This window comes from Pseudomonas maioricensis (assembly GCF_022790535.1).
In the GTDB taxonomy this organism is placed as follows: domain Bacteria; phylum Pseudomonadota; class Gammaproteobacteria; order Pseudomonadales; family Pseudomonadaceae; genus Aquipseudomonas; species Aquipseudomonas maioricensis.
This window is the reverse complement of sequence record NZ_LOHG01000035.1, coordinates 1-11,856: the sequence shown is the minus strand read 5'-3', so window position 1 is coordinate 11,856 and position 11,856 is coordinate 1. Positions and strand designations below refer to the sequence as shown.

Annotated in this window: 10 protein-coding genes; 3 read left to right on the top strand and 7 right to left on the bottom strand. The window is 56.6% G+C overall.

The window, feature by feature from the left end:
- The first annotated feature begins 348 nt into the window (after positions 1-348).
- Positions 349-1,662, top strand: coding sequence for a branched-chain amino acid transport system II carrier protein (gene brnQ, locus AUC61_RS26215; RefSeq protein WP_243249175.1), 1,314 nt, complete (start codon positions 349-351; stop codon positions 1,660-1,662).
- 122 nt (positions 1,663-1,784) lie between these two features.
- Here the strand turns inward: brnQ and AUC61_RS26210 are convergent, their stop codons facing one another.
- Positions 1,785-2,042, bottom strand: coding sequence for a hypothetical protein (locus AUC61_RS26210; protein WP_243249174.1), 258 nt, complete (start codon positions 2,040-2,042; stop codon positions 1,785-1,787).
- Between the two features lie 594 nt (positions 2,043-2,636).
- Between AUC61_RS26210 and htpG the strand changes: the two genes are divergently transcribed.
- Complete coding sequence (gene htpG, locus AUC61_RS26205) at positions 2,637-4,541, top strand: molecular chaperone HtpG (RefSeq protein WP_243249171.1); 1,905 nt, start codon at positions 2,637-2,639, stop codon at positions 4,539-4,541.
- Positions 4,542-4,625: 84 nt separating this feature from the next.
- Positions 4,626-5,357, top strand: a complete 732-nt coding sequence (locus AUC61_RS26200) for a dienelactone hydrolase family protein (protein ID WP_243249163.1) — start codon at positions 4,626-4,628, stop codon at positions 5,355-5,357.
- 100 nt (positions 5,358-5,457) lie between these two features.
- On the opposite strand, the gene AUC61_RS26195 is transcribed toward AUC61_RS26200, so the two are convergent.
- The 6 genes from AUC61_RS26195 to AUC61_RS26170 form a co-directional block, all read right to left on the bottom strand.
- A complete protein-coding gene (locus AUC61_RS26195; protein WP_243249179.1) occupies positions 5,458-6,318 on the bottom strand; it encodes a pirin family protein in 861 nt (286 codons plus the stop codon).
- An 18-nt stretch (positions 6,319-6,336) separates the two neighbouring features.
- On the bottom strand, positions 6,337-6,738 hold the full coding sequence (locus AUC61_RS26190; RefSeq protein WP_243249161.1) for an OsmC family protein: 402 nt from the start codon (positions 6,736-6,738) through the stop codon (positions 6,337-6,339).
- A gap of 98 nt (positions 6,739-6,836) precedes the next feature.
- Positions 6,837-8,057, bottom strand: a complete 1,221-nt coding sequence (gene fabB / locus AUC61_RS26185; RefSeq protein ID WP_243249152.1) for a beta-ketoacyl-ACP synthase I — start codon at positions 8,055-8,057, stop codon at positions 6,837-6,839.
- Between the two features lie 11 nt (positions 8,058-8,068).
- Positions 8,069-8,584, bottom strand: a complete 516-nt coding sequence (gene fabA, locus AUC61_RS26180; RefSeq protein ID WP_027898655.1) for a 3-hydroxyacyl-[acyl-carrier-protein] dehydratase FabA — start codon at positions 8,582-8,584, stop codon at positions 8,069-8,071.
- A 221-nt stretch (positions 8,585-8,805) separates the two neighbouring features.
- Entirely contained in the window at positions 8,806-10,734 is a 1,929-nt protein-coding gene (locus AUC61_RS26175; protein WP_243249151.1) for a response regulator, read from the bottom strand.
- Positions 10,731-11,651, bottom strand: coding sequence for an ABC transporter substrate-binding protein (locus AUC61_RS26170; protein WP_422765756.1), 921 nt, complete (start codon positions 11,649-11,651; stop codon positions 10,731-10,733). Before AUC61_RS26170 ends, AUC61_RS26175 begins: the two co-directional genes overlap by 4 nt.
- Positions 11,652-11,856 lie beyond the last annotated feature (205 nt).

The window sequence follows — 11,856 nt, the reverse complement described above, 5'->3', positions numbered from 1 at the left end:
GGTGGGGCAAGAGCGCTTTGGTTACTTTCGCCTGGGCCGGCTTCCGGATTTTCGAAAGTGACGCGCTGTAAAGCGCAACCAATACCAGCCGTTACCCCAAAAACGGATATGTACACAAAAACAACCGGTGCAAGATAAACCAAGCCCCCCAACCGTGCGTTCATCGGCCGCTTCGCCCTCTATTAGTGCAATAAACACGCAAATTGGTTAGGCTAGCCGCCATTTTGTGCATCGCGGGTCTCACAAGGAACCGTTGCACAGCGGCTCGTCCTAAAAGGACCGGCATGAATTTCCCCCACTCAACGGGAAGTCGCCCTCCAATTCCGATTCTGAAGTGTGGTTTTCTCAATGAAAGTGTTGAAAGGTCAGGACATCCTGGCACTGGGTTTCATGACGTTTGCCCTGTTCGTAGGGGCTGGCAATATCATCTTTCCGCCAATCGTAGGTCTGCAGGCGGGTCCGCATGTGTGGATGGCAGCCTTGGGCTTTCTGGTCACTGCAGTAGGTCTCCCGGTCGTGACCGTCATTGCCCTGGCCAGGGTCGGTGGCGCAATGGATGCGCTCAGCAGCCCAATCGGCAAAATCGCGGGCAGTATCCTCGCGGCAGTGTGTTATCTGGCCGTAGGCCCGCTGTTTGCCACGCCACGCACAGCAACCGTGTCCTTCGAAGTCGGTCTTGCGCCGCTAACGGGGGATAGCCCCACAGCGCTGTTTCTCTACAGCCTAGTGTATTTCCTGATCGTCCTCTGGGTTTCGCTCTACCCGGGACGCTTGCTGGACACCGTCGGACGCTTCCTGGCGCCGCTTAAAATCCTCGCGCTGGCCGTGCTGGGTGTTGCGGCATTCGTACTGCCAGCCGGGGATATCGGAGTGGCAGAGCCTGCTTATACTGCCGCGCCATTTTCCCAGGGTTTCATCAATGGCTACCTGACCATGGACACATTGGGTGCGCTGGTGTTCGGCATTGTCATCGTCAACGCCATTCGCTCCCGAGGCGTCGAGTCGCCGCGTCTTATCACTCGCTACGCGATCATTGCCGGTCTGATTGCCGGTGTTGGGCTGGCGCTGGTGTATATCAGCCTGTTCCGTCTCGGCTCTGGCAGTCATGCTGTCGCGGCAGGGGCGAGTAATGGTGCGGCGGTGTTGCATGCTTACGTGCAACATACCTTCGGCTCGCTGGGCAGCGGTTTCCTCGCGGTATTGATTTCGTTGGCTTGTCTGGTCACTGCGGTAGGTCTGACGTGTGCCTGTGCCGAGTATTTCGCCAAGGTGCTGCCGTTGTCGTACAAAACCCTCGTGGTGATCCTCGCAGCGTTCTCGTTGCTGGTCTCCAATCTTGGGCTGACCAAGCTAATTCTGTTCTCGATCCCGGTACTGACGGCGATCTACCCGCCCTGCATCGTCCTGGTCGCGCTGAGCTTTTGCAAAAGCTTTTGGTATTCCCAAGGCCGTATTGTTGCGCCAGTGATGCTGGTGGCGTTTGTGTTCGGCCTGATTGACGCGATCAAAGGCGCCGGGTTCACCGATTACTTGCCTCACGCCTTGAGCAATTTGCCTCTGAGCGAGCAAGGGCTGGCGTGGCTTATACCGGCAGTGATTGTTCTGTGTGTCGCGTTTGTGTGCGATCGGGTTATCGGCAAGCGTAGCGAGGCACTGGCCTGATAGTTAAGGCCTTGCCATAAACGCACTGGAAAGTATCGGTAGGCGAGGCTATTAAACTCGCAACTAATAAAGCCCGCTTATAGCGGGCTTTATTATCTGAAAAGTCGGGGAAACTTTTCGGCTTACTTGGTAGTCGCTGGATCCTGAGTCGCTTGTCCAGATTCTTTGGCGCGCTCTTGTGCGGCTTCCGCGTTTTTCTGGGCAGCTTCCTGGCTTTCTTTGGCAGCGTCATTCACTTTGTCTTGAGCCTTTTGCATGGACTCCTGAGACTGTTCAGCTGCTTTGTTCGCATCTTGTTGAGTGTTCTCGGATTTCTTGTCGCACGCGGCAAGGCCCAGGGTGGCAGAGAGGATCAAGGCATAAGCTAAAGTATTGCGCATGGGATGTTTCTCCTTATTGAATATCTACGAGCCTAAGAGCCTTGGGCGTTAAATTAAGTTCCAACTCTTTTTTTCCTGAACTGAATGTGTATGCCGGGCGCACAATTACGGGGGCTGTGCGGTGTCACGTTAACTTTTGCTAAAAATATAAAAGAGGTTGTCAGTCTGACCAGTGAAAGCCCTGTGTTTGAGCGTGTGAGCGTTTTCCTTTCTGGATTGGTCGCTGTCAGATATCTGCGTTGCAATTGATCGGTGTGTATGCAAACGGCATCACGCGGGCGCTGCCTTATTCCGAGAAAATCATAGGTGGACCGGACGCTGGCGGTATGCGTTTCCGTAGCAAGTGCGCACCTGTCCTTCCTGTGAGCGCGCTCGACATCGATGCGGATGACGCATGTTGCGATCGCTGCTTCCCATCGCTGTAGAGCTGATTATCACGGTGCGAGCGCATTTAAAAATTGACGATTTGTCGATGGAATCAGGTAAGCCCTTGAAATCGGAGACCCAGCCCCCACTTTGATGACAACCCGCCGCCAGATACAGGTTTTGGCTTGTAGCTGGCGGCTTATGCCATCTGATTGGAGTTTGATGACCATGAGTGTGGAAACTCAAAAGGAAACCCTGGGCTTCCAGACCGAGGTAAAGCAGCTGCTGCACCTCATGATCCACTCGCTGTATTCCAATAAGGAAATCTTCCTTCGCGAGTTGATCTCCAACGCCTCTGACGCCGTCGATAAACTGCGCTTTGAAGCACTGTCCAAGCCGGACCTGCTCGAAGGCGGCGCTGAGCTGAAAATTCGCGTGAGCTTCGACAAGGAAGCGAAAACCGTCACGCTGGAAGACAACGGCATCGGTATGAACCGGGACGATGTGATCACCCACCTGGGTACCATCGCCAAGTCCGGCACAGCCGATTTCATGAAGAACCTGTCTGGCGATCAGAAAAAAGATTCGCACCTGATCGGCCAGTTCGGTGTTGGCTTCTATTCGGCATTCATCGTTGCCGATCAGGTTGAAGTATTCAGCCGTCGCGCAGGTACACCTGCCAGCGAAGGCGTGCACTGGTCTTCCAAAGGCGAGGGCGAGTTCGAAGTCGCCACTGTCGAGAAAGCCGAGCGCGGTACCCGCATCGTCCTGCACCTGAAAAGTGGTGAGGATGAGTTCGCAGATGGTTACCGTCTGCGCAACATCATCAAGAAATACTCTGATCACATCGCTCTGCCGATCGAGCTGCCAAAAGAATCGGCCGCTGCGGAAGGTGAAGAGGCTCCTGCTGTCGAGTGGGAAACCGTCAACCGCGCCAGTGCCCTCTGGACCCGTCCTCGTACTGAAGTGAAAGACGAGGAATACCAGGAGTTCTACAAGCACGTCGCCCACGATTTCGAAAACCCGCTGAGCTGGAGCCATAACAAGGTTGAAGGCAAGCTGGAATACACCTCGCTGTTGTACGTGCCTGCCCGCGCTCCGTTCGATCTGTATCAGCGTGAAGCTCCTCGCGGCCTGAAACTCTACGTCCAGCGCGTGTTCGTCATGGATCAGGCTGAGTCGTTCCTGCCGCTGTACATGCGCTTTGTCAAAGGCGTGGTCGATTCCAACGACCTGTCGCTGAACGTGTCGCGTGAAATTCTGCAGAAAGACCCGATCATCGATTCGATGAAGTCCGCGCTGACCAAGCGTGTGCTCGACATGCTGGAGAAACTGGCGAAAAACGAGCCTGAGCAATACAAAGGGTTCTGGAAGAACTTCGGTCAGGTCATGAAAGAAGGCCCGGCAGAAGATTTCGCCAACAAGGAAAAAATCGCAGGTCTGCTGCGCTTCGCTTCGACTCACGAAGAAGGCGGCGAGCAAACCGTTGCTCTGGCTGAATACCTGGCTCGAGCCAAGGAAGGTCAGGACAAGATTTACTACCTCACCGGTGAAACCTACGCGCAGGTCAAGAACAGCCCGCACCTTGAAGTCTTCCGCAAGAAAGGCATCGAAGTGCTGCTGCTGACCGACCGTATCGACGAGTGGCTGATGAGCTACCTCAGCGATTTCGATGGCAAGGGTTTTGTTGATGTGGCACGTGGTGATCTGGACCTGGGCAAGCTTGATTCCGAAGAAGACAAGAAAGCTCAGGAAGAAATCGCCAAGGACAAAGAAGGTCTCATCGAGCGTTTGAAAACGGCTCTGGGCGACTCCGTCAGCGAAGTGCGGGTTTCCCACCGTCTGACTGACTCCCCGGCGATCCTTGCTATCGGCGAGGCTGACCTGGGCCTGCAGATGCGGCAGATTCTTGAAGCCAGCGGCCAGAAGGTTCCGGACTCCAAGCCGATCTTCGAATTCAACCCGGCGCATCCACTGATCGGCAAGCTGGACGCCGAGCAAAGCGAAGAGCGGTTTGGCGACCTGTCGCACATCCTGTTCGATCAGGCTGCGCTGGCGGCAGGTGATAGCTTGAAGGACCCGGCGGCTTACGTGCGCCGTCTGAACAAGTTATTGGTCGAGTTGTCGGTTTAATATTCCGAGTCAAAGAAAACCCGCTTCGGCGGGTTTTCTGATTGTGCTCTAACCATTTGTCTTTCATTACTTGAGGAGTCAACGATGAGCAGCAACGTTACTGTGCGTTCAGTGGTGTACCAGATTGACGGCCAGCCTTACGAGAGCCGTCTGGTTTTTGACTCGGGTGACGCGTCTTCACGTCCTGGTCTGTTGATGGCACCAAACTGGATGGGTGTCACCGAAGGCGCCGAGAAAATCGCACAGGCGGTGGCAGAGCAGGGCTATGTCGTGTTTCTGGCTGACCTCTATGGCCAGAGCACTCGGCCGCAGAACAATGATCAGGCTGGCGCAGCGATGATGCCGCTCAAGGACGATCGTGGTTTATTGCGCAAGCGTATGCAGGCTGCTCTGGATCAATTGCTAGCCCAGACTGACGCACCGGTTGATGCCGACAAAGTCGCCACTTTCGGTTTCTGCTTCGGCGGCTGTTGTTCTCTGGAGTTGGCACGCACCGGCGCGAACCTGAAAGCTGCCGTATCGTTCCACGGCACGCTGGACACGCCAAACCCGGCTGATGCGAAAAACATCAAGGGTTCAGTGCTGGTGCTTCACGGTGCTTCGGACCCATTGGTGCCAAAAGAACAATTGCCGGCCTTTGAAGCTGAAATGAATGCGGCAGGCGTTGACTGGCAGTTGCTGAGCTACGGCGGGGCAGTGCATTCGTTCACCGATCCGCACGCGCAGACCCCCGGCATGATGCAGTACGACGAAAAGACCGCGAAACGCGCCTTTGCTTCGATGCACAACCTGCTGGATGAAGTGTTCAAAGGCTGACACGCGAGACTGAATAACGGTAGGAGCGAACTTGTTCGCGATGCGATGTTCCTGAATACGCAGGCCCAACCTCGCGAACAAGTTCGCTCCTACCGTTGCTTTATGGCAGTTCGATCCTGCCAATCTCCCCGGGCACTGTCGGCCAATCCCCGGCTGCCCAGCGGGTCCGGGCCTGTTCGATCAGCGCCGGGTCACTGGCGACGAAATTCCAGTTCATGCGCCGAGGGCCATCCAGCGGTGCGCCGCCGATCAGCACAGCGTGGCATTCGCTCTCTGCACATAAAGCCACTTCTTTCCCGGGCTCAAGTACGACCAGCGTTCTGGGTTCCACCGCTTCGCCGTCCACCGACGCTTCGCCGTAGAGCACATACAGCGCCCGCTCTTCATGTTCGGTCGGGATCAACAGTGTGGTTGCGGTTTGCAGGTGTAATTCGGCGTAAACCGTCGGCGACAGGACCGGTACCGGCGACTTCAGACAGAAGCCGCTCCCCGCAATCATGCGAATCTGAATGCCGAGGTTGTCACTGAGTGGCAGGTTGCCGGCCGGGTGGTGGCTGTAGTGGCCTTCTCCTTGCTCATGGCTTTTAGGCGACGCGATCCATACCTGCAGGCCGTGCATGCGCGAGCCGCTGGATAACAAATCTTCTGGCGTACGCTCGATATGAGCGATGGCGGCTCCTGACGTCATCCAGCTCACTTCACCCGGGTTCACCATCTGATCGCTACCCAGGCTGTCTCGATGCAATAGACGGCCTTCAAACAGATAGGTGAGGGTCGACAGGCCTATGTGCGGATGCTGGCGTATGTCGATGCCTTTGCCCGGCGCATAGTCGGTTTCGAGCATGTGGTCGAAAAACACGAACGGACCGACATTGCGACATTTTGCCGAGGGCAGTGGGCGCAGGATGGGCTGGCCCTCTACGTCTTCGGCGCGGGGTTTGATGATAAGCATCGTGGTTATCTCGGTATTCTTGATGGTTCAGGCCAAAGTTGTCTGGATACTGATTTCGGCGCTGGTCATCAATTTATGGACCGGGCAACGATCGGCGATGCGATGCAGCAAGGTGCGCTGCTGGTCGCTGAGGTCGCCCTCAAGGGTTAGCTGTACGTTGAGGCGATATTTGCCCTGGCGCTCTTCACCGTCGTCGTGAGAGACACTGACGCTGATGCCTGTCAGTGGAATGTCATGCTGGCTGGCGTACAGCTTGACCGTCAGCGTCTTGCAGGAGGCCAGCGCGGCATCGAAATAATCATGAGGGGAGGGCGCGGAATATTCACCGCCAAGTGAGACAGGCAAATCGGTGTACAGCTCATGCTCGGCGTTGATGCTGACTTTGTGCCGAAAGCCTTGTGGGGCCAGGGTGCTGACGATGACGGACATGAAGGCCTCGGGGGGTGCCAGATTGAAAGTCATAGCCTAGCCACAAAAAAGGCGCCTCGAAAGGCGCCTTTTTCAATACCAACTATCAGCTGGGCAGATTACTTGCCCTGCCAGCGCTTCATGACCAGCGTGGCGTTAGTGCCACCGAAGCCGAAGCTGTTGCTCATGACCTGGTCGATTTTTGCATTTTCCTGGGTCTTGAGCAGGATCGGCATGTCAGCGACAACCGGATCCAGTTCGTCGATGTTGGCCGAGCCAGCGATGAAGTTGCCTTCCATCATCAGCATGCAGTAGATCGCTTCGTGAACGCCTGCGGCGCCCAAGGAGTGACCCGACAGGCTCTTGGTGGAGCTGATGGCCGGAGCTTTACCAGCGAAGACTTCGCGAACGCCTTCCATCTCTTTCGCATCGCCGACCGGAGTCGAGGTGCCGTGAGTGTTGAGGTAGTCAATCGGGCCTTCAACGGTGGACAGGGCCATCTGCATGCAGCGGATGGCGCCTTCGCCGCTCGGAGCAACCATGTCGTAGCCGTCGGAAGTAGCACCGTAGCCAACGATTTCAGCGTAGATCTTGGCGCCGCGGGCCAGAGCGTGTTCCAGCTCTTCCACCACGACCATGCCGCCACCGCCAGCGATGACGAAGCCATCACGGTCGGCGTCGTAAGCGCGGGAGGCTTGTTCCGGCGAATCATTACGCTTGCTGGACAGTGCGCCCATGGCGTCGAACAGGAACGACTGGCTCCAATGCTCTTCTTCACCACCGCCGGCAAACACGATGTCCTGTTTACCCATCTGGATCTGTTCCATGGCGGTACCGATGCAGTGAGCACTGGTGGCGCAGGCAGAAGCGATGGAGTAGTTCAAGCCCTTGATCTTGAATGGCGTGGCCAGGCAAGCAGAAACCGTGCTGCTCATGGTCCGCGTAACGCGGTACGGGCCAACGCGCTTGACGCCTTTTTCGCGCAGGATATCCAGCGCTTCCATTTGGTTCAGGGTTGATGCACCACCGCTGCCGGCGATCAGGCCGGTACGCGGGTTGGAGACTTGCTCCTCGGTGAGACCCGAATCAGTGATGGCGTCTTTCATGGCCAGGTAGGCATAGGCTGCCGCGTGGCCAACGAAGCGATAGATCTTGCGATCGATCAGCTCTTCAAGGTTGAGGTCAATGGAGCCGGAAACCTGGCTACGCAGACCCATTTCGGCATATTCCGGATTGAAACGGATGCCAGGGCGGCTTGCACGCAGGTTGGCGGAGACGGTCTCTTTGTCATTGCCCAAGCACGAAACGATGCCCAGACCAGTGATAACGACGCGGCGCATGCGGATAACCCTTAGAAGTTGTCAGTGGAGGTGAAGACGCCGACGCGAAGGCCTTCGGCGGTGTAGATCTCGCGACCGTCGACAGTCACCGAACCATCAGCGATAGCCAGGTTCAGCTTGCCCTTGAGGACGCGTTTGATCTGAATGTTATAGGTGACTTTTTTGGCGGTCGGCAAGACCTGGCCGAAGAACTTTACTTCGCCCGAACCCAGTGCGCGTCCACGGCCTGGCAGACCCTGCCAGCCAAGGAAAAAGCCTACCAGTTGCCACATGGCATCAAGGCCGAGGCAGCCCGGCATCACCGGATCACCTTCGAAGTGGCATGCGAAGAACCACAGGTCCGGATTGATATCCAGCTCAGCGACCAACTCACCTTTGCCGTACTTGCCACCCTCTTCGCTGATATGGGTGATGCGATCAACCATCAGCATATTAGGGGCGGGCAGTTGCGCGTTACCTGGGCCGAACAGCTCACCGCGACTGCAGCGCAGCAAGTCTTCCCGGGTAAAGGCGTTTTGTTTGGTCATGCGAGCTCCTCAATAATCTTGTGCGGCAGGGTGGGGTATCGTGTGCCCCAGAAGCCAGTCCTGGCCGGCTGACTCGCCAGGGGGGCTGCCGTCAGCCTACTCATAGACTATTGCGTTGTAGTGAAAGTCACAGCACAAGGAAAATGAAAGTACACTTGTGCACTGAAATTTGCCATCCAGCCGACCCTTATGGTCGATTCGGCTTACAAGACTGCCGCAATTTAACATTTATCGCCAGTCGCAGATGTCCGAAAGGGCATCCAGCGCTGTAAAACCTGCTGTAAATCAGTACGTTTGAAGGGTTTTGCAAGGTAGTCATTCATCCCCGCCTGTAAACAGGCGTCCCGATCACCTTGCAAGGCATTGGCGGTCAGCGCGATGATCGGTACCTGATCGAGCCCCGGCAACTGTCGAATCCGGCGCGTGGCTTCGTAGCCATCCATGACCGGCAGTCGGCAATCCATGAAAATTGCGGCGTATTGCCCACTGCCAGCCATGCTCACTGCTTGGGCGCCGTCCCGGGCGATTGCGACCTGGTGTCCGAGGTTGTGCAGCATGGCGCGAATGACCGCGCAGTTGACTTCGTTGTCCTCCACCAGCAGGACGCTGCGGTGTTCGCCGTCAGCCGTAATATGCGAATCGCTGCGGTCGGGAGCATCGGCTGTATCCGGCATCACCGTCATCGGGATTTCCAGGGTAAACAGCGAGCCTGAGCCTTCGGTGCTTTGCGCCCGCAGCGTTCCTCCCATGCGCTCCGCCAGTGTGCGGGCGATGGGCAGGCCTAACCCCGTGCCACCGTATCGACGTGAAATCGAGCTGTCTGCCTGCTGGAAAGCATCAAACATGGATTCCAGATGGTCATGGTGGATGCCGATCCCGCTATCGCGCACGTGACACACAAACAGAATTCGCCCTTCATCCAGAGACTCATACTCGGCTTCAACATCAACGCTGCCCTGCTCGGTGAATTTAAGGGCATTACCAATCAGATTGACCAGAATCTGCCGGATGCGGGTCGGGTCGCCCTGAACCCGCAACTGATCGAGCCCCTGTTGGAGGTGCAAGCGCAGCGACAGATTGCGTTGCTGCGCATCGTGGCTGAAAGCCTGACTTGACGTACTGACCAGTTCCGCAACATTGAACGGGATATTTTCCATTTCCAGCGAGTGCCGCTCAAACCGGGAAAAGTCGAGGATATCGTTGATGACTCGCAGCAAATGCTCGGTGGACTCGGTGGCGAGTGCCGAGTACTCGGCCTGCTCTTCGGTCATTTGCGTGGTCTCCATCAGTTGCAGCATGCCCAGTACGCCATTCATCGGGGTGCGCAACTCATGGCTCATCATTGCCAGAAAGTCTGATTTCGCCCGGTTGGCGCGCTCTGCTTCTTCTCTCGCCTGGATCAATTGTTCAATGAAGCGTTGTTGCTCGTGGCTGGCTTTATCCAGGTCAGCCGCGAGATTGTTGATATGCCTTGCCAGATCACCCAGTTCTGCGTCATCAGGCACAGGCAATGGGGTTCGGTAATCACCTTGCTGAATTGCTTTGACCGCTTCGCCCATCGCACTTATGGGTTGGGAAAGGCTTGAAGCCAGGCGCCTCGCGAGAATGAACGTGAACAGCAGGGCGAACAGCGCGAGAATCGCGGCCTTGAGCAGGATCTCCTGTTGACGTTCACTGAACGCTTCATTGGACATACCCACCAGCACCCGGCCCAGATAGTCCTGGGCTGCGCTGACAGTATCCTCATGGTTGCCGAGGAAGTCCTTGCCCAGCTTGATTTGCTGTGAACGAATCGGCGCCTGGAAGATTTCCACCTGCTTGGGATGGGCGGCCGACTCTTCGGACTGCTCGACGTACACCAGTACTTTGTTATGGCTGTCCTGTACTTCTATGAAGCGCACATGCGGGGTCGATAATGTTGCGCGCATCAGGCCCTTCAGGACTTCGTCGTTTCCGACGATCACGCCGTACTCCGACGCGGGTGCCAACTGGTTGGCGATCAACTGACCGGTATGATTGAGCTCCTGCCGCAGATCCTGAATGCGCACAAACGTGAAAAAACAGATCAGCAATAGAGTCAGCAGGAGGGCGGGTCCGAGACTGATCATCTGTGTCCGGGTATTGATATCCCAATGGCGACGAACTTTCATGGCTGCTGCTCCGCCTGACTCAGGCGTGTGGTCACTGCTGCGTCGTCAATCGCGATGATCCCCAGGGATTGGGCCACTCGCGGATTACTCGTCACTTTGAAGCGTCGTGGATACTGTGCACGTGGCCATTGCTCCGGGGGCTTGTCGAGGAGTGCGTCAAGCGTGTCCAGCCAGTCGATTTCATCGCTGTAGGTGCTGGCCAGGCTTCCTGCTTTGACAAACGCTGCGTTAGGTCCAAGCAATGCCTGCTGGTGGGCATAACTGCTGAGCAGGAGGTTCTTGGCGGTTTTTGCGTTATACAGGTCCGGGTCATCAAGCCCCAACAATACATCGCTGCGGCTCAACAGGTTCTGCAGTGACTGGTTTTGCGCACTGGGTGTCCAGGGCTGGGAAATAATCCGCAACCCCATGGACAGTGCTGCGTGGCGCAGTTCTTTGAGCAGGAACTGGCTTCTGTTGTTGAACAGCACACCGATTTGTCGGGCTTCGGGCAGCAGGTGCCGGATCAGGAGCAACTGGCGCGTGACAGGGGGATCGCTCCATAACAGGCTCAACGTCGGCGGGCGCTTCTCGCCCAGTCGTTCGTGGGCCTGTACCCGACTGACGCGCAGTACCAGCGTCCTGGGGCCTTCGCTGTCGCCCAAACGCCATTCCAGGCTTGCCGTGTCCAGCAGCACGAGGCGCGTGTGGTCGGAGATTTTGCCGGGTGACGGCATTTTATCGGTTTCGACAAAGCGTACATGGTCGCCAGGGCGACGGTGGCTCAGGTCGCGCACAAAGCTCTGGATGCTTGGGCTGGTTCTGGCGGCAGTCAGCAAAATATCTGCTGCGGACGCAGCGGTGCAGTGCGCCCACATGAGCGCCGCGACTACGATGCAGCGCAGAGTTCTGCCTGAGAAAGCCACAGCCGTGTCCATACTTGTTCGTCCGGTTACCGCCTTATTCATGCCGGGCATGTTAACCGAGACGAAGCTTATTGCCACGCTGGGTGTGGTTGAGTGGTTTTTGTGTACATATCCGTAATAGCGGTCATGGCTGATATTGGTTGCGCTCTTACAGCGCGTCACTTTTGGTTCCGGAAGCCGGCCCAGCCAAAAGTAAGCAAAAGGCTCTTGCCCCACC